Raw genomic sequence first — 17,306 nt, 5'->3', positions numbered from 1 at the left:
TATCAATAGGCCATGTAGCGTAGCTGAATTTCCTCAAGCGTCCTTTAGTACCAGCGACAGGGCCTCTTCGGCCAGTTGATCAAGAGTCATGGGGCCTTCAGGACGGAACCAGGTTGTGGTCCAACTCAGCGCACCCGTCAGCAGGCGACGCAGAATAAACGGGTCAGCTTTGAAGTAACCGGCCGCCTTTGCCTCGCCCAGCACCTGCAGCCAAAGCTGCTCATAGTTATCGCGCAGCTCCAGAATAAACGCCTGACCAGGCTCCGACAGCGAACGCCATTCGTACACCAGCACCGCCATGGCCTCACCGGTGCCACCCATGATTGATTGCAGCTCGCAGCGGATCAGCGCCAGCACACGGCCGCGCAGGTCCGTCGCTTCGGCCAGCGATGCCTGCATCAACGCGGTGTTGTAGCGGATGGTTTCTTCCATCACCGAACGCAGGATCTCGTCCTTACTCTTGAAGTGATGAAAGATGCTGCCGGACTGAATGCCCACGGCACTGGCCAGATCACGCACCGTGGTGCGTTCATAACCCTTGCTGCGAAACAGGTGTGCTGCGGTTTGCAGCAGCTTGCCGCGTGCGCTGTCCGGATCGGTGATCTGTCCGCTGGCCACCAGTTGCTGCATTACCGCCTGCGCTTGTTGATCATCCACGCTAAGTACTCTCCAACTCTCTTTATGCCTCGGGCCAAGCGGCCCAGCCTGCAATTGCACGCTGGTTCTCAGCTGGTTTACCCAAGTGCTTGTCGTTATTAGTGAAATTTATGCTGCGCCAGCCACCCAAGCAAGCGCTTGGCCACACTTTAGGTTAGAAAGATTCGCCCCAGGGCTTTTCAACCAAGCGCTTGCTTGGTAGCCTTCAATTCACCTTATTCATGTGTTGCGGACCTATTCCAATGACTAAAACCGTACGCATCGGCTGCGCTTCCGCCTTCTGGGGCGACACCAGCACCGCCGCCGCCCAGCTGGTACAGGGCACCGAACTGGATTACCTGGTATTCGACTACCTGGCCGAAGTGACCATGTCGATCATGGCTGGCGCGCGGATGAAGAAGCCGGATGAAGGCTACGCCCGCGACTTTGTTGAAGTGCTGACACCGCTGCTGGGCGAGATCGCCGCGAAGAATATCCGCGTGATCAGCAACGCCGGCGGCGTCAACCCAAGCGCCTGCGCTGCTGCCCTGGCCGCTGCCTGTGAGCAAGCCGGGGTCAACCTAAAGATTGCCGTACTGCACGGCGACAACCTGCAACCCAAGCTCGGTGAGCTGGCTAAGGCCGGCACCGTGGAGATGTTCAGCGGCGCGCCGTTGCCGCCCTTCTGCGTCTCGGTCAACGCCTATCTCGGCGCCCCGGGCATCGTCGAAGCCTTGAAGCTCGGCGCGGATATCGTCATCACCGGTCGCGTGGTCGACAGCGCCGTGGTCAGCGCCGCGCTGGTGCATGAATTCGGTTGGCGCTGGAGCGACTACGACCAGCTGGCTCAGGCCGCATTAGCCGGGCATATCATCGAATGCGGCGCGCAGTGTACCGGCGGCAACTTCACCGATTGGGAAAGCGTGCCTGACTACGAACATATCGGATTCCCCGTGGTGGAAGTGGCAGCCGACGGCAGTTTTGTCGTGACCAAGCCGGAAGGTTCCGGCGGCTTGGTCACGCCTTTTACCGTGGGCGAGCAAATGCTTTATGAAATCGGCGACCCACGGGCCTATTACCTACCCGATGTGCTCTGCGATTTCACCCAGGTGCAACTGAGCCAGGTCGGCGACAACCGTGTGGAGCTGAAAGGTGCGCGCGGCCTGCCGCCGACTGATCAATACAAGGTCAGCGCCACTCACCCAGACGGTTTCCGCTGTACCGCCAGCTGCTTGATGGCTGGTATCGATGCGGTAAAGAAAGCCCAGCGCGTCAGCCAGGCGATCATCAGCAAGACCGAAGAAATGTTCGTCGAGCGCGGCTGGGGGCCTTACAAGGAAGTCAGCATCGAGCTGCTGGGTTCAGAAGCCACCTACGGCCCGCGTGGCCAGCGCACCGACACCCGCGAGATCGTGATCAAGATCGCCGTGCGCCATGCCAAGAAAGAAGCGCTGATTCTGTTCTCTCGCGAGATCGCCCAGGCAGCCACCGGCATGGCACCGGGACTGACCGGCATCGTCGGTGGTCGCCCTACGGTTTACCCGGTAATCCGCCTGTTCAGCTTTCTCGCTGACAAAGGCGCCTGTGCCATGGAAGTGGAACTGAACGGCGAACGCACGCCTGTCGCACTGCCGCAGATCGAGGTGCTGGACAGCGCGCAGATTGCTGCCGATATCGCCGCCCCGCAGCCAAGCGGCCAGGCCGACGCCTGCGTACCGCTGATCAAGTTGGCTGTAGCGCGCTCTGGCGACAAGGGCAACCACAGCAATATTGGTGTAATGGCCAGAAAGCCCGATTACTTGGCCTGGATCGCCGCTGCGCTAACCGAGGGAGCCGTGGCCGAATGGATGCAGCACGCGCTGGATGCGCAAACCGGCAAGGTTAGCCGCTGGTATCTGCCCGGCAGCCATAGCCTGAACTTCCTGCTGGAGAACGCCCTGGGCGGCGGCGGCGTCGCCTCCCTGCGCATCGACCCGCAAGGCAAGGCCTTCGCCCAACAGTTGCTGGAATTCCCGATACCGGTGCCCAAGGCGCTGGCCGCTAGCCTCGAACAAGGACAATAACAATGAGCTACGACTCGGTGTTTAAACCCGGCCTCTTTAGCGGCCAGACCATCATGGTCACCGGCGGCGGTAGCGGTATCGGCCGTTGCACCGCCCATGAACTGGCGAACCTCGGTGCCCATGTGGTGCTGGTCGGGCGCAAGCTGGAGAAGCTCGAAACCACCTGCGGCGAAATTATTGAAGATGGCGGCCAAGCCAGTTTCCAAGTATGCGATATCCGTGATGAAGAAGCGGTCAAGGCCATGGTCAAAACCGTGGTCGCCGAGCGCGGGCAGATCCATCACCTGGTCAACAACGCCGGTGGCCAGTTCCCCGCGCCACTGATCGGCATCAACCAGAAAGGCTTCGAGACCGTGGTGCGCACCAACCTGGTTGGCGGTTTTCTGATCGCCAAGGAAGTGTTTCTGCAGAGCATGAGCAAAAATGGCGGCAGCATCGTCAATATGCTCGCCGATATGTGGGGCGGCATGCCCGGCATGGGCCACTCCGGCGCCGCGCGCGCCGGGATGGAGAACTTCACCAAGACCGCCGCCTACGAATGGGGCCACGCCGGGGTGCGGGTGAACGCCGTGGCACCGGGCTGGATCGCCTCAAGCGGCATGGACACCTACCCAGAATCGATGAAGAACATGATCCGCTCGCTCAAGGACCATGTGCCGCTGCAACGCATTGGTAGTGAATCGGAAGTGGCAGCCGCCATCGTCTTCCTGCTCACGCCAGGCGCCAACTTCATCAGCGGCAACACCATCCGCATCGACGGCGCAGCGAGCCAGGGCACCCGCGCCTGGACCCTGGGCAAGGCGAAGAACAGCGAAACCTATAACGGCTTCCACCGGGCCTACGTGCCTGACGTACTCAAGGGCGAGGAGTAACGCCATGCCGGTTATCCACTCCGAAATTGACGTGCATGGCGAGGAGTTCGCCAAGAACCGCGACGCCATGCTCGCTGCCGTCGACAGCTTTCGCCAGATCGAACAGAACTGCCTGAACAAGGCTGCCGAGGCCAAAACCAAATTTGAAAAGCGCGGCCAGTTGCTGCCGCGTGAGCGCCTGAACCTGTTGCTCGACCCCGGCGCGCCGTTTCTCGAATTGTCGTCGCTGGCCGGCTACAAACTGCACGACGATAAGGACGGTACCCAGGCCGGCGGCGGGATTATTTCCGGTATTGGCTACATCGCTGGGGTGCGCTGCCTGGTCACTGCCAGCAACAGCGCGATCAAGGGCGGCACCATCTCCCCCACCGGTCTGAAGAAGACCCTGCGCCTGCAGCAGATCGCCTTCGAGAACAAACTGCCGGTAGTCGCCCTGACCGAAAGCGGCGGCGCCAACCTCAACTACGCCGCCGATATCTTCGTCGAAGGCGCGCGCGGCTTTGCCAACCAGGCGCGCATGTCGGCCATGGGTTTGCCGCAAATCACCGTGGTGCACGGCTCCAGCACCGCTGGCGGGGCCTATCAGCCAGGGCTGTCGGATTACGTGGTGGTGGTACGCGGCAAGGCCAAGATGTTCCTTGCCGGCCCGCCCTTGTTGAAAGCTGCCACCGGCGAAATCGCCACCGATGAGCAACTGGGCGGCGCCGAGATGCACGCCCAGGTCGCCGGCACCGCCGAATACCTGGCCGAAAATGACGCCGACGGCGTGCGCATCGCACGCGAAATTCTCGCCATGCTGCCGTGGAATGCCCAACTGCCGGCGCGCCCAGCCAAGGCCTATAGAGAGCCGCTGTATCCGGTCGAAGAGCTGCTCGGCCTGGTGCCGGCAGATGCCAAAAAGCCCTACGACGTGCGCGAAATCATCGCGCGCATTGCTGACGGTTCGGCGTTTCTCGACTTCAAGAACGAGTTCGACAATCAGACCGTCTGCGGCCATTTGCAGATCGAAGGCCAGCCCTGCGGCTTTATCGGCAACAACGGCCCGATCACCCCGCAAGGCGCGGCCAAGGCGGCGCAGTTTATCCAGCTGTGCGAGCAGAGCAATACGCCGATCCTGTTCTTCCACAACACCACCGGTTTTATGGTCGGCACCGAGTCGGAACAACTCGGGGTGATCAAGCACGGCTCGAAGATGATTCAGGCCGTGGCCAACGCCACCGTGCCGAAACTGACCATCGTCGTTGGCGGCTCCTATGGGGCCGGCAACTACGCCATGTGCGGCCGTGGTCTGGACCCGCGCTTTATCTTCGCCTGGCCCAACAGCAAAACCGCGGTGATGGGCGGCGCCCAGGCCGGCAAGGTGCTGCGCATCGTCACTGAGGACAAGCACGCTAAGGAAGGCAAGGAAGCCGATCCGAAGATGCTCGACATGCTCGAGCAAGTCACTGCGCAAAAACTCGACAGTCAGTCCACCGCGCTCTATGGCACCGCCAGCCTGTGGGACGACGGCCTGATCGACCCGCGCGATACGCGCAAGCTGCTCGGCTACCTGCTGGATATCTGCGCCGAAGCCGCTGTTCGCCCGCTCAAATCAAACACCTTTGGCGTAGCCCGCCTGTAACTTTTCGGAGAACAAGACATGATCTTCACCCAAGAACACGAAGAGCTGCGCCGCACGGTCCGTAACTTTGTCGACAAGGAAATCAACCCGCACGTCGAACAATGGGAAAAGGATGGCCGCTTCCCGATCCACGATATTTTCAAGAAAGCCGGCGACCTCGGCCTGCTGGGCATCTCTAAGCCGGAGAAATTCGGCGGCATGGGCCTGGACTACAGCTACTCAATCGTCGCGGCCGAAGAATTCGGCACCATCATCTGCGGCGGCATTCCGATGTCCATCGGCGTGCAGACCGATATGTGCACCCCAGCCCTGGCACGCTTCGGCTCCGATGAGCTGCGCGAAGAATTCCTCAAACCGGCAATTGCCGGCGAGATGGTCGGCTGTATCGGCGTTTCCGAAGTCGGCGCCGGCTCGGATGTCGCCGGGCTGAAAACCACGGCCAAGAAAGACGGCAGCGACTACGTGATCAACGGCAGCAAGATGTGGATCACCAACTCCCCGTCCGCTGACTTTATCTGCCTGCTGGCCAACACCAGCGATGACAAGCCGCACGTCAATAAATCGCTGATCATGGTGCCGATGAACACCCCAGGCATCACCCTCAGCCCGCACCTGGACAAACTCGGCATGCGCAGTTCGGAGACCGCTCAGGTGTTCTTCGACAACGTACGCGTGCCGCAGCGCAATCGCATCGGCCACGAAGGCGCAGGCTTCATGATGCAGATGCTGCAGTTCCAGGAAGAGCGCCTGTTCGGCGCGGCCAACATGATCAAGGGCCTGGAGCACTGCATCAATGCCACCATCGACTACTGCAAAGAGCGCAAGACCTTCGGCAATGCACTGATTGACAACCAGGTCATTCACTTCCGCATGGCCGAGTTGCAGACCGAAATCGAGTGCCTGCGCGCCCTGGTCTACCAGGCCACTGAGCAATACGTACGCGGCCGCGACGTGACCAACCTGGCCTCGATGGCCAAGCTCAAGGCCGGCCGCCTCGGCCGTGAAGTCACCGACAGCTGCCTGCAGTACTGGGGCGGCATGGGCTACATGTGGGAAAACCCGGTGGCCCGCGCCTACCGCGACGTGCGCCTGGTAAGCATTGGCGGCGGTGCCGACGAAATCATGCTGGGCATTATCTGCAAGCTGATGGGCATTCTGCCGGGGAAGAAAAAATAGCCGGGAGCTATTTTTAACGTCGCGTAGCGACGGCCCGAAGGGTGGCCGCCAGGGATGGCGGGCCATAAAGAAGGGCTAAGAACGGAAAAACGTAGGGTGGACGTCGCGTTTTACGTCCACCGTCATGGTGGATCAACACAGCGTGACCCACCCTACGGACACCCCTTGCGCATACATCAAGGAGCCTGCCATGGCCGACCTACCGAACTGCGAAACCCTGCTGCTGAGCCTCGACGCCGGCGTGCTGCATATCACCCTTAATCGCCCGGACAGCCGCAATGCAATGAGCCTGGCCATGGTCAGCGAATTGCGCGCGGTACTGGAAAGCCTGCGCAATGATTTGAGCGTGCGCGCGGTTGTCCTGCGCGGTGCCGGTGGGCACTTCTGCGCCGGTGGCGATATCAAGGATATGGCCGGTGCCAGAGCGGCCGGTGGCGATGCCTACCGCAGCCTTAATCGCGCCTTCGGCAGCCTGCTGGAAGAAGCACAGAACACCCCACAGGTGCTAATAGCCGTGCTGGAAGGCGCAGTGCTCGGTGGCGGCTTTGGCCTGGCCTGTGTGTCGGATATCGCCATCTGCCAGCAGGACGCCAAGTTCGGCCTGCCGGAAACCACCCTGGGCATTCTGCCAGCGCAAATAGCCCCTTTCGTGGTCAAGCGTATCGGCCTGACCCAGACCCGCCGTCTGGCCCTTACTGCCGCCCGCTTCAATGGCAGCGAAGCCGAACGCCTGGGTTTGGTGCATTTCAGCGAAACCGATAGCGAAGCCGTCGACGCCCGTTTGCACCAGGTACTCAGCCAGGTACGCCAATGCGCGCCGCAAGCCAATGCCCAGACCAAGGCCCTGCTGTTGGCCGCAGAAAACGAAGCACTCGGACCACTGCTGGACCGCGCCGCCGAGCAGTTTGCTGCAGCGGTAACCGGCGGCGAAGGCATCGAGGGCACCATGGCCTTTATGCAGAAACGCGCGCCGAAGTGGGCTGCTGAATAAGCCCCTCTACAAATGACCTGATCGCCAGGCTTACTACCCAGCAGGAGCACACAGATGCCCGCCTTTAACAAAATTCTGATCGCCAACCGCGGGGAAATCGCCTGCCGGGTGATGCGCACCGCCCAGGACCTCGGCTACCGCACCGTGGCCGTCTACTCAGAAGCCGACGCCGGCGCACGTCATGTGCAGGAAGCCGATGAAGCCGTGTGCATCGGCCCGGCCCAGGTCAACCAGTCCTATCTGCTGATCGCCAATATCATCGACGCAGCGCAAAAAACCGGGGCCGACGCGATCCACCCTGGCTACGGCTTTCTCTCCGAGAATGCGGACTTCGCCCGCGCCTGTGAGGCCGCTGGCATCGTATTTATCGGCCCGACCGTGGAAGCCATCCACCTGATGGGCAGCAAGCGCCTGTCGAAGATCGCCATGCTCGAAGCCGGCGTGCCGTGTATTCCCGGTTTTGAGGGCGCAGCCCAGGACGACGAGACCCTGAGCCGCGAGGCCGGGCGTATCGGCTACCCACTGATGATCAAGGCCAGTGCCGGTGGCGGCGGTCGTGGCATGCGTCTGGTACACGAATCCAGTGAGCTGCTGGCGCAGATCCGCACCGCCCGCTCCGAGGCGCAGAACGCCTTCGGCTCAGGCGAACTGATTCTCGAACGTGCGGTAATTCAGCCACGCCATGTGGAAATCCAGGTGTTCGGCGATCAGCACGGCAATATCGTGTATCTCGGCGAGCGCGACTGCTCGGTGCAGCGTCGCCACCAGAAAGTGGTCGAGGAAGCGCCCTGCCCGGTGATGACACCCGAGCTGCGCCAGGCCATGGGCGAGGCGGCGGTGAAGGCTGCGACCTCGGTGAACTACGTCGGCGCAGGCACCGTCGAGTTTCTCCTCGATCAGAGCGGCGAGTTCTTCTTTCTGGAAATGAACACCCGTCTACAGGTGGAGCATCCGGTCACCGAACTGATCACCGGCCAGGACCTGGTCGCCTGGCAGATTCGCGTCGCCGAAGGCCAGCCGCTTCCGCTTAAGCAAGACGAGATTCGCCTTACCGGCCACGCTATGGAAGTGCGCCTGTACGCCGAAGACGCTGCGCAGAATTTCCTGCCGCAAACCGGCACCGCCCTGCGTTGGGAGCCGGCGCTGCGCGACGGCATTCGCATCGACCACGGCCTGGTCGAAGGCCAGGCCATCACGCCGTTCTACGACCCGATGCTGGCCAAGGTCATTGCCTATGGCGCCACCCGCGAAGAAGCGCGGCGCAAGCTGGTGCGTGCGGTTGAGGATTGCGTGCTGCTGGGCGTCAACGGCAACCAGCGCTTTCTCGCCAACCTGCTCAGCCACCCCGAGTTTGCCGCCGGCAATGCCACTACCGCGTTTATCGCCGAGCATTTCGCCTGCGACCCAAGCCTAAGCCCGCAGCCGCCAAAAGCCGGCGAACTGGCCGCCGCCGCTGCTTTGCTGTTCCAGCAATCGGCCAATGCCCGCGCGCACCAACCGGGCCTCTCCGGTTGGCGCAATGCCGGCAGCGCGCCCTGGCGCTTTCTGCTCAAGCAGAGCGAACAGCCATTTGCCGTGGAGCTGGAAGTGCTGGGCGACGGCCCACAGCCCAGCCTGCTGGCCACGATTGGCGAACAGCAGGTCAGCCTCACACTGCTGGCCAGCGACGGCCGCTGGGCCACCCTGGAGCTGGATGGCATTCGTCAGCGCCTGGCCTATCACCTGGCCGGCGAACACCTCTGGCTGTACGGCCATAACGGCAATCTGCAGCTAACTGATATCACCCACCAGCCGGTCAGCAGCGCTGCCGGCGCCGGTTCGGGCAGCGTCAAGGCGCCGATGGACGGGGCGATTGTCGAGGTGCTGGTGGAGGAAGGCGCTACGGTCAGCAAAGGCCAACTGCTGGTGGTGTTGGAAGCGATGAAGATGGAACACCCGCTCAAAGCCAACATCGATGGCGTGGTTCGCCGGATTGGCGTCAGCCGTGGCGATCAGGTGAAGAATCGCCAGCTGCTGGTGGAAATCGAAGCCGCAGAGGCCTGATCCACCCTACATAAAAATAAAATTGGAGACGCCATATGTCACTGCAAGGCAAAACCCTATTTATCACCGGCGCCAGCCGTGGCATCGGCCGTGAAATCGCCCTGCGCGCCGCACGTGAGGGGGCCAATATCGTGATTGCTGCGAAAAGCGCCGAGCCTCATGCCAAGCTGCCCGGCACCATCCACTCGGTGGCAGCCGAGGTCGAGGAAGTCGGTGGTAAGGCACTGGCCCTGCAAGTCGATGTGCGTGACGAAAACGCGGTAAAAGCCGCCATGGCTCAGGCGGCCGAACACTTTGGCGGCATCGACGCGCTGATCAATAACGCCGGCGCGATCAAGCTGGTCGGTGTGGAGAAGCTCGAACCCAAGCGCTTCGACCTGATGTTCCAGATCAACACCCGCGCAGTGATGGTCTGCAGCCAGGCGGCGTTGCCCTACCTTAAGCAGAGCAATGGCCATATTCTCAGCCTGTCGCCGCCGCTTAACCTCGACCCCAAGTGGTTCGCCAACTACGGCCCCTACACCACCACCAAGTACGGTATGAGCATGCTGACCTTAGGCATGCATGAGGAATTCAAGAAGTACGGCATCAGCGTCAACTCGCTGTGGCCAAAGACGGTGATCGCCACCGCCGCCATCGAGTTCGAGGCAGGCGGCCCGGCGGTGATGAAGGCCGCACGTCTGCCGGCGATCATGGCCGATGCCGCCCACGCCATCCTGTCCAGCAGCGAACGCAGCATCAGCGGGCGCCTGCTGATCGACGAGGAAATCCTGCGTGAGCAGGGCCAGAACGACTTCGAGCAATACCGCTATGACCCGGCCGGCAAACTGATGAACGATTTGTTTGTCGACTAGCCGCCCTAGTGCGCAGTAGGCGGTAATAGGTGTTCAGTAAAAAACGCCGCGTACCCCTGCTGCGCTGCCACCTCAGCCTGCGCTCGCTCATAGCGTTGCAGGTAGCGCCCAGCTGCGGCGCGGGAGAATGCTGAGTAGAGCTGCATGTGCTCCTTGGGCAACGGCAGCAGGCGAATGCTGTCTTGCATGCTCAGGTGTTGCACCTGATAGCGCACGGCCAAGTCGTCGGGGTAGTAGAACGCCTCCAGGCGCCCGGCCTGGAGCATTTTTAGGCTCTGGTTCAATACGTTGCTGCTGCTCAGGGTTTGCAGCTGTAAGCGTGGGTCACGCAGCATCGGCGAGCGGTAACCGTCCTGCCAGGCGCCTAAACGCAGGGGCAGCAGTTGTTCGACCGAGTCAACCCGCTGCAGAGGGTGCTCACGGGCCACCAGCAGCAACGGTTGCACCACCACAAAGGGCTGTGCCGGGTAGACCAGCGTCGCTTCACGCTCCGGAGTCTTGGCCAGGATCAGTGCCATATCCAGCTGATCACGCTGCAGCATCTGTAACAGCCGCGACAGTGGATAACGTTGATAACTCACCGCTTTAAGCTGCATACGCTCGGCAATTTTCTCGAAGTAGGCAATCGCCGTCCCTTCAGTATCGGCCTGCCCTGGCAACGGCGTATGAGGCGGCAGGTCGAAGTAGCCAACGCGCAGGCTGTCGGCACTCGCCAAAGGGGCCAGCAGGATCAGCGCAAAGAGGATAATCACAGGAAATGTAGCTGAAACACGGCGAGTTGTTCTCATGCACAAACCTTAGGGTAAAACCTGTTGGACCGAACGCTGTGGAGAGTCTAGCCGCAGGCCAGCTTCAGTGGCTTACCGGCCTGCAAAAAACACCTATCTGGCGTTTCAGCTCAGCCGCCAGGGCGGATTCAGACGATTTTCGCCGGCGTGATAGAGACACAGCGGATTGCCATCCGGGTCCTGCAGGTAGGCCTCGCGCCATAGCCAGGGCTGGTCGGTCGGCAGCATGCTGAACACGATGCCAAGGGCCTGCAGGCGGGCGACAGTCTGATCCAGTGCAGCGCATTCAAAGTAAATCAGTGTCTGGCTGACCGACACCTGTTCGACCCGACTCAGGGAAAAGCTGGCCTGGCCATCCGGGCAACAGAACCGCGCATAGTCCGGCAGGCTTTCGACAATAAGTTGCAACCCCAGTTGCTGGTAAAAGCGGATCGCGCGTGGCACATCGGTGACCGCAACAGTAACTTGATTCAGGTTCATCGCCGGCTCCTCAACATTAAGCATTCCCTGTAATGCCACACCCCGAATGGCTCGGCAACGACCTGGACAGTTATTTGCCGAGCTGCCTTGTCCGGCATGCGCCACAGCCATGGCAGCGCTATCGGACGACGGCTAGAGTGGCACTTCGCCCCCGCAGAACAACCATAAGCGCGAGAGCCATGAGCCAGACCGATCTGATTTCCCCGCTGCGTTTTCTAACTCGCCTACCGCAGCACCTGCCGCGAGTGCCGCGTATGTTGCGCGGCCTGTATTACGCCGGTATTCGCAACCGCGAGAAGAACCTCTCCCTGGCCTGGGCACTGGAACGGGCAGCGCAGCAACATCCTGAGCGCCCGGCGCTGCTGGATGAGTCGCGCAGTCTCAGTTATGCCCAGTTCAACGCCTGGGCCAACCGCCTGGCATGGGCCTTTAAGGCCGAAGGCGTGCGTCATGGCAGCGTGGTAGCGGTGATGCTGGAAAACCGCCTGGAGCTGCTGGCGATCCTCGCCGCGCTAAGCAAGCTTGGCGCGGTCGGCGCGCTGGTCAACACCACTCAGCGCGGCAAGGTGCTGGCGCACAGCCTAAATCTGGTGAAACCAAGTTTTATGTTGATCGGCGAAGAACTGCTCACAGCCTTCAGAGAGGTTGCCGAGCAGCTCGACAACCCGCAAACACCGCGTTACTGGGTAGCCGATCAGGACTGCCTACAGGACGCCGGCCAGGCCCCCGACGGCTGGACCAATCTGATGCAACTGGCACGCAGTCAGGCCAGCGATAACCTGCCCGACAGCGCCAAAGTGCAGATGAAGGACCCTTGCTTTCTGATTTACACCTCTGGCACCACCGGCCTGCCCAAGGCTTCGATCATGAGCCACGGCAAGTGGATCAAGGCCTATGGCGGCTTTGGCCATTCCGGGCTGACCCTGAACAACCAGGACGTGCTCTACCTGACCCTACCCTGCTACCACAATAACGCCGTGACCGTGTGCTGGAGCGCCGCGCTGGCCGGTGGTGCGGCCATCGCCCTGCGCCGCAAGTTCTCCGCCAGCGCCTTCTGGCCAGATGTGCAGCGCTATCAAGCCACATGCTTCGGCTATATCGGCGAGCTGTGCCGCTACCTGCTTAACCAGCCCGAGTGCGCTGCGGAGAAGCACAACAGCCTGCGCTGCATGATCGGCAACGGCCTGCGGCCCTCGATCTGGGCCGAGTTCAAGGCGCGCTTCGGGGTTGAGCAGATCACCGAGTTCTATGCCTCCAGCGAAGGCAATATCGGCTTTACCAACGTATTCAACTTCGACAACACCGTGGGTTTCTCCCCCGCCACCTACGCCATCGTGCGCTACGACCTGGAGAACGACTGCGCCATCCGCACCGCCAAGGGTTTTCTGCAGAAAGCCGACAAGGGCGAGCCGGGTTTGCTGATCAGCGAGATCAGCGCCAAATGGCCGTTCGACGGCTACACCGACCCGGCCAAGAGCGAAGCGGCGATCCTGCGCAACGTGTTCAAGAAGGGTGATGCCTGGTTTAACACCGGCGACCTGATGCGCGACATCGGCTGCAAGCACGCGCAATTCGTCGACCGCCTGGGCGACACTTTCCGCTGGAAAGGCGAAAACGTCTCGACCACCGAGGTAGAGAACGTGCTCGGGGCCTTCCCCGGTGTCGAGGATGCGGTGGTCTATGGCGTGGAAATCCCTGGCACCAATGGCCGCTGTGGCATGGCCGCGCTGCGTCTGAATGAAGGCCAGCAACTGGATAGCGCCGCCCTTGCCGCGTACCTGGATGCAGAATTGCCGGTGTATGCCGCGCCGCTATTTATCCGCCTGCTCGGCGAGGTGGAAACCACCGGCACCTTCAAATACAAGAAGACTGACCTCAAGCAGGCCGCCTACAACCCCGCAGCCGTACAGGAGCCGCTGTGGGTGCGCCTGCCAGGCGAGCAGCGCTTTACCCCTCTGGATCAGACCCTGTTCGCCGCCATTGGCGAGCAAGCCTATCGCTTCTGATTGCCGGTAGCAGGCGGGCTATCAACGCTGCCTGCTACTGCTTGAACTCGAACTGCAACTGCGCGCCTTCCACCGATTGCCAGTAGTCGTCATCGCGCTCGTTGGTGATCAGCTTGCCATTGAGTTGAAAGGGCTCCTCTGTCTTATCCTTGTCGCCAAACATAGGCGGCAATAACGGGATCGACAGGTCGCTGAGCGGTGCAACCGGCTGCAGGGGATCAAACACATCAGTGCGCAGTTTCAGATCCAACGGCGCTTTCGGTTCAGCGGGCTCGGGCTTGCTTGCAACGACAGAAGGTTTCGGCTTGGTAGGTGCCGCTGCCGCAGGTTTGGCTTCAACAGCCTTGGGCTGTACAGGCTTGCTCACAACGGGCGCCGGCTCGGCCTTGTCCGCTTTGCTGGGAACCACGGTTTGCGCGGGTTGCGCCTTGGCGGTTTCAACCTTGGGCTTTGCAGGAGGGTTGGTACTTTGCTCGCAGGCCACCAGTGACAACATTGTCAGCAGCAGCGCGAGGCTTCGAATAGGCAACATGGGCAGGTACAAAGGCAGTGACACAAGTCGCTATGCTGGCCCCTGCCCTGGGCGCTGGCAAGCGCGTAATCGGTACGGCAGGTAACAGCGCGCTAAGAATCAGCTGACGGCCACCGGTATCGATGGCCGTCAGCGACTGATCTACCCAGCCTTATTCAGCCGATTGCAGTTGCTGCAATTGCGCGTCGATATCCAGTTCTGGATGCTCACGCATCAGCTGTAACAGCAAGACATCGGCCTCATCCGTCCAACCATCACGGCGCAATTTGAGTAAGCGTTGCAACTCGCTGCGCAGTTGCTGTTCGGCCTGACTGCCTGCAGCGTCTGCCGCTTTTTCGGGGGCTGATACAGCAGGGGCAGCGTCATGTAATGCATCGGCCGCGGACTCTTCACGCAACAGCTGATTGGACGCACCGGCCGAAAGCTTTTTCTCGGCCTTGGCGGCATCAGCACTGTAGCCTTGGATCGCCGGAGCAGGCTGCGTCGCACGCGAGCGTTCAGCCTCATCAGCCACCACAGCGGATTCTGCCAGCGGCGCGGGTATCGGCGCAGACTGCGGGGCCATCCTCGCCGCAGCCGGCGCCATCGGCGCGCCGCTGGGCACGGCATCAAAGGCATCCGGAGCCTGCTCGACGGTGCGCCAGGTCAAGCTCACGCCAATCCCCAGGCACGCGACCCCGGCCAACGCCACCGACCAGCGTTGCCGACCACCTGCGCCGAACAGCCAGTTGTGCAGTCGCGCGCTCAGACCAGGCTTGGCTTCAGTTGTGGCCGCGCTACGCGCTGCTGCGCTGGCCGCCGCGAGAATCTGCGCATCCAGTTGCGCACTGGGTTCGCCGCCACTGTGCTGGCGGAAATGCTCCAGAATCTGTCGTTCCTGCTCATCGAGCCTATGTTGATCGTGGTTCATACGGACAACTCCTCGGCGGCCGGGTCAGCCAGCAGCCGACGTAACTTCTGCAGGGCATAGCGCAAACGGCTTTTCACCGTTTCTGTAGGTATCTGGGTCAGCTCGGCAATCTCGGTCAGTTCCAGATCACCGTGGGCGCGCAGCAGAAACACTTCGCGCTGCTCTGCCGGTAAATCCGCCAGCGCGGCCTCTAAACGCTGCTGATCGCGGCTCAGGCTGAGCTGTTGCTCAGGCCCCGGCTGCGGGTCGTGCGGGGCATGCTGCTGTTCATCGTACTCAGCATGCCCCGCCTGGTGCCGACCATGCTTGCGCCAGGTGTCGATCAACCGGTTGCGGCCGATCTGGTACAGCCAGGTCTTGAACAGCACGCTATCGCGCTGTTCGCTCTGGCTGCGGATCAGGCTCATCCAGGTGTCCTGAAACACCTCTTCGGCCAGGGCGTGGTCGCCGCACAGGCCCAATAGAAAGCGAAACAGGCCGAGCCGATGACGCTCATACAACTCGGCAAAAGCCGCCGTATCACCGCGGCGGTAACGCCGCAACAAGGCGGCGTCGTCATCCGTGAGGGGTCGATTCACTGCTGTACTCGTGCGGTCGTTGAAGGATTCGACGCAGTTTGCAGACTCTGCGCCAGTTCCACCAGTTGTACGAACTCGCCACGCAGCCCGAAGCGGTCATCGCCCTTGGCATTGCGCGCCAGCTCGGCGCTGTCGGCCAGGCTGAAACGCCCGGTGTAGGTATCGCCCTTGAGCTGCTGAGCGAAGGCGGCCACGGCAGCGGCAAAGCGCAGGTCTTCGCTGGCCTGGCCGATAGCAGGTACATCGGCGGCCTGAATCGGCTGCTCCAGCAATTTGCTGACGTCCTGCCCCGGCGCCTTATAGCGAATGCGCAGCCAGGTCAGTTCGCCCGCCGGGCTGCCCGCCTTGGTCGCTTGCTGATAGCGCAGCGGTTCCAGCCAGCCCTTGCCACCCACCGGCACCACTTCATATAGCGCGGTTACCGTATGACCTGCGCCGATTTCGCCGGCATCGATCTTGTCATTGCTGAAATCCTCACGTTTCAGCGCACGGTTTTCATAACCCAACAACCGATATTCGCTGACCTCGGCCGGGTTGAACTCGATCTGAATCTTCACATCGCTGGCCACCGTCGCCAGGGTCGAGCTGAGCTGATCAACCAGCACCTTGCGCGCCTCGCGCAGGTTGTCGATATAGGCGTAGTTACCGTCGCCAGCGTCGGCCAACTGTTCCATCAACTGCTCGTTGTAATTGTCGGTGCCAAAGCCCAGGGTGGTCAGCGATACGCCGGTCTTGCGCTTGTCGGCGGCCAGTTGCTTGAGCGTTTCGAAATCGCTGATACCGACGTTGAAGTCGCCATCCGTGGCCAACAGGATGCGGTTGATGCCGCCGTCGATAAAACCCTGCTGAGCCTGCTGGTAAGCCAGCTGAATGCCCGACTCGCCCGCCGTTGAACCGCCCGCCGTAAGCTGGTCGATAGCCGCGCGGATCTTGGCTTTTTCACTGCCGAAGGTCGGCTGCAGCACCACGCTGGATGAGCCGGCATACACCACCAGCGATACCTTGTCTTGGGCGCGCAGCTGCTCGACCAGCAGCTTCAAGGTGCTTTGCACCATGGGCAGGCCATCGCGGCGATCCATCGAGCCGGAGACATCCACCAGAAACACCAGATTGGCCGGAGGCAATTCCTCTACGTGCAGATCCGAGGCCTTGATGGCGATACGCAGCAGGCGGCTCTCGGGGTTCCACGGCGTGGCTGCCAGCTCAGTGTGCACGCCAAACGGTACATCGCCCTTGGGCAACGGATAGGCGTAGGGAAAGTAATTGACCAGCTCCTCCAGGCGTACCGCATCCTGCGGCGGCAACTGCCCACCATTGAGGAAACGCCGCACATTGGCGTAGCTGCCGGTATCCACATCGATGCTAAAGGTCGACACCGGCGTCTCGGCCACGGCATGCACCGGATTATTCGCCAGCTTCTGATACTGCTCGCGATTCTCGTCGCGGAAGCCCTGCGGCAAGGCATCGGCCTGCACAGACAGCGGCATCGGCGCATAGGTCACGCTGGGCATCACGGCGCCGCCCGCCACCTGGCTTTTGCGTTGCAGTTCAGCGGGGGCAGCGGCCAGCTGTTCATGCAATTCGGCACGTTCACGCTTATGGGCCTGATCGCTCAACTGCGGGCTGCCAGCCTCGGTAGCCGGAGCCTCGGGATTGGCGGCGCTGCACGCGCCAAGGCTGATCAATACGCCTGCGGCAAAACCGGCAAGCAGAGGACGGGTAAGCAATACGGGATAAGCAGACATAGGGGCATCTC

At 61.6% G+C, this 17,306-nt stretch carries 15 protein-coding genes; 8 read left to right on the top strand and 7 right to left on the bottom strand.

Features of this window, described 5'->3' with window-relative positions:
* Nucleotides 1-33: 33 nt before the first annotated feature.
* Nucleotides 34-657, bottom strand: a complete 624-nt coding sequence (locus CUR33_RS09895) for a TetR/AcrR family transcriptional regulator (RefSeq protein ID WP_179960907.1) — start codon at nucleotides 655-657, stop codon at nucleotides 34-36.
* 242 nt (nucleotides 658-899) lie between these two features.
* On the opposite strand from CUR33_RS09895, the gene CUR33_RS09890 reads away from it, so the two are divergent.
* The 7 genes from CUR33_RS09890 to CUR33_RS09860 all read left to right on the top strand — a co-directional run bounded on the left by CUR33_RS09890 (nucleotide 900) and on the right by CUR33_RS09860 (nucleotide 10,256).
* Complete coding sequence (locus CUR33_RS09890) at nucleotides 900-2,699, top strand: acyclic terpene utilization AtuA family protein (protein WP_289239480.1); 1,800 nt, start codon at nucleotides 900-902, stop codon at nucleotides 2,697-2,699.
* A 2-nt stretch (nucleotides 2,700-2,701) separates the two neighbouring features.
* Nucleotides 2,702-3,571, top strand: coding sequence for an SDR family oxidoreductase (locus CUR33_RS09885; protein ID WP_289239479.1), 870 nt, complete (start codon nucleotides 2,702-2,704; stop codon nucleotides 3,569-3,571).
* A 4-nt stretch (nucleotides 3,572-3,575) separates the two neighbouring features.
* On the top strand, nucleotides 3,576-5,192 hold the full coding sequence (gene atuC, locus CUR33_RS09880) for a geranyl-CoA carboxylase subunit beta (RefSeq protein ID WP_289239478.1): 1,617 nt from the start codon (nucleotides 3,576-3,578) through the stop codon (nucleotides 5,190-5,192).
* An 18-nt stretch (nucleotides 5,193-5,210) separates the two neighbouring features.
* Nucleotides 5,211-6,368 (top strand): citronellyl-CoA dehydrogenase, encoded by a 1,158-nt coding sequence (gene atuD / locus CUR33_RS09875; protein ID WP_289239477.1) that lies wholly within the window; start codon nucleotides 5,211-5,213, stop codon nucleotides 6,366-6,368.
* Between the two features lie 190 nt (nucleotides 6,369-6,558).
* Nucleotides 6,559-7,359: an enoyl-CoA hydratase/isomerase family protein gene (locus tag CUR33_RS09870; RefSeq protein ID WP_289239476.1), complete on the top strand. Its 801-nt coding sequence runs from the start codon at nucleotides 6,559-6,561 to the stop codon at nucleotides 7,357-7,359.
* Nucleotides 7,360-7,413: 54 nt separating this feature from the next.
* Complete coding sequence (locus CUR33_RS09865) at nucleotides 7,414-9,402, top strand: acetyl/propionyl/methylcrotonyl-CoA carboxylase subunit alpha (protein ID WP_289239475.1); 1,989 nt, start codon at nucleotides 7,414-7,416, stop codon at nucleotides 9,400-9,402.
* Nucleotides 9,403-9,437: 35 nt separating this feature from the next.
* Nucleotides 9,438-10,256: an SDR family oxidoreductase gene (locus CUR33_RS09860; protein ID WP_289239474.1), complete on the top strand. Its 819-nt coding sequence runs from the start codon at nucleotides 9,438-9,440 to the stop codon at nucleotides 10,254-10,256.
* Nucleotides 10,257-10,261: 5 nt separating this feature from the next.
* Here the strand turns inward: CUR33_RS09860 and CUR33_RS09855 are convergent, their stop codons facing one another.
* Both CUR33_RS09855 and CUR33_RS09850 read right to left on the bottom strand, forming a co-directional pair.
* Nucleotides 10,262-11,044 (bottom strand): substrate-binding periplasmic protein, encoded by a 783-nt coding sequence (locus CUR33_RS09855; RefSeq protein WP_289239473.1) that lies wholly within the window; start codon nucleotides 11,042-11,044, stop codon nucleotides 10,262-10,264.
* 105 nt (nucleotides 11,045-11,149) lie between these two features.
* Entirely contained in the window at nucleotides 11,150-11,524 is a 375-nt protein-coding gene (locus CUR33_RS09850; protein ID WP_289239472.1) for a VOC family protein, read from the bottom strand.
* 179 nt (nucleotides 11,525-11,703) lie between these two features.
* Here CUR33_RS09850 and CUR33_RS09845 point away from each other — a divergent pair, with 179 nt between their 5' ends.
* Entirely contained in the window at nucleotides 11,704-13,530 is a 1,827-nt protein-coding gene (locus CUR33_RS09845; RefSeq protein ID WP_289239471.1) for a long-chain-acyl-CoA synthetase, read from the top strand.
* 34 nt (nucleotides 13,531-13,564) lie between these two features.
* On the opposite strand, the gene CUR33_RS09840 is transcribed toward CUR33_RS09845, so the two are convergent.
* The 4 genes from CUR33_RS09840 to CUR33_RS09825 form a co-directional block, all read right to left on the bottom strand.
* Nucleotides 13,565-14,062: a hypothetical protein gene (locus CUR33_RS09840; RefSeq protein ID WP_289239470.1), complete on the bottom strand. Its 498-nt coding sequence runs from the start codon at nucleotides 14,060-14,062 to the stop codon at nucleotides 13,565-13,567.
* 151 nt (nucleotides 14,063-14,213) lie between these two features.
* Complete coding sequence (locus CUR33_RS09835; protein WP_289239469.1) at nucleotides 14,214-14,972, bottom strand: hypothetical protein; 759 nt, start codon at nucleotides 14,970-14,972, stop codon at nucleotides 14,214-14,216.
* Complete coding sequence (locus CUR33_RS09830) at nucleotides 14,969-15,550, bottom strand: RNA polymerase sigma factor (RefSeq protein WP_090247957.1); 582 nt, start codon at nucleotides 15,548-15,550, stop codon at nucleotides 14,969-14,971. Before CUR33_RS09830 ends, CUR33_RS09835 begins: the two co-directional genes overlap by 4 nt.
* Complete coding sequence (locus CUR33_RS09825) at nucleotides 15,547-17,295, bottom strand: vWA domain-containing protein (protein ID WP_289239468.1); 1,749 nt, start codon at nucleotides 17,293-17,295, stop codon at nucleotides 15,547-15,549. The genes CUR33_RS09830 and CUR33_RS09825 overlap by 4 nt, the downstream gene beginning before the upstream one ends.
* Nucleotides 17,296-17,306 lie beyond the last annotated feature (11 nt).

This window comes from Pseudomonas sp. FEMGT703P, from assembly GCF_002786345.1.
GTDB lineage: Bacteria > Pseudomonadota > Gammaproteobacteria > Pseudomonadales > Pseudomonadaceae > Aquipseudomonas > Aquipseudomonas peli.
Note: the sequence above shows the minus strand (reverse complement) of the source record. Positions and strands in the feature narration are given on the sequence as shown.

What these genes read in the sequence shown, in the direction of transcription:
- CUR33_RS09890 (WP_289239480.1), top strand. Translation starts at nt 900, where the DNA reads ATGACTAAAACCGTACGCATCGGCTGCGCTTCCGCCTTCTGGGGCGAC.
- CUR33_RS09885 (WP_289239479.1), top strand. Translation starts at nt 2,702, where the DNA reads ATGAGCTACGACTCGGTGTTTAAACCCGGCCTCTTTAGCGGCCAGACC.
- atuC (WP_289239478.1), top strand. Translation starts at nt 3,576, where the DNA reads ATGCCGGTTATCCACTCCGAAATTGACGTGCATGGCGAGGAGTTCGCC.
- atuD (WP_289239477.1), top strand. Translation starts at nt 5,211, where the DNA reads ATGATCTTCACCCAAGAACACGAAGAGCTGCGCCGCACGGTCCGTAAC.
- CUR33_RS09870 (WP_289239476.1), top strand. Translation starts at nt 6,559, where the DNA reads ATGGCCGACCTACCGAACTGCGAAACCCTGCTGCTGAGCCTCGACGCC.
- CUR33_RS09865 (WP_289239475.1), top strand. Translation starts at nt 7,414, where the DNA reads ATGCCCGCCTTTAACAAAATTCTGATCGCCAACCGCGGGGAAATCGCC.
- CUR33_RS09860 (WP_289239474.1), top strand. Translation starts at nt 9,438, where the DNA reads ATGTCACTGCAAGGCAAAACCCTATTTATCACCGGCGCCAGCCGTGGC.
- CUR33_RS09855 (WP_289239473.1), bottom strand. Translation starts at nt 11,044, where the DNA reads ATGAGAACAACTCGCCGTGTTTCAGCTACATTTCCTGTGATTATCCTC.
- CUR33_RS09850 (WP_289239472.1), bottom strand. Translation starts at nt 11,524, where the DNA reads ATGAACCTGAATCAAGTTACTGTTGCGGTCACCGATGTGCCACGCGCG.
- CUR33_RS09845 (WP_289239471.1), top strand. Translation starts at nt 11,704, where the DNA reads ATGAGCCAGACCGATCTGATTTCCCCGCTGCGTTTTCTAACTCGCCTA.
- CUR33_RS09840 (WP_289239470.1), bottom strand. Translation starts at nt 14,062, where the DNA reads ATGTTGCCTATTCGAAGCCTCGCGCTGCTGCTGACAATGTTGTCACTG.
- CUR33_RS09835 (WP_289239469.1), bottom strand. Translation starts at nt 14,972, where the DNA reads ATGAACCACGATCAACATAGGCTCGATGAGCAGGAACGACAGATTCTG.
- CUR33_RS09825 (WP_289239468.1), bottom strand. Translation starts at nt 17,295, where the DNA reads ATGTCTGCTTATCCCGTATTGCTTACCCGTCCTCTGCTTGCCGGTTTT.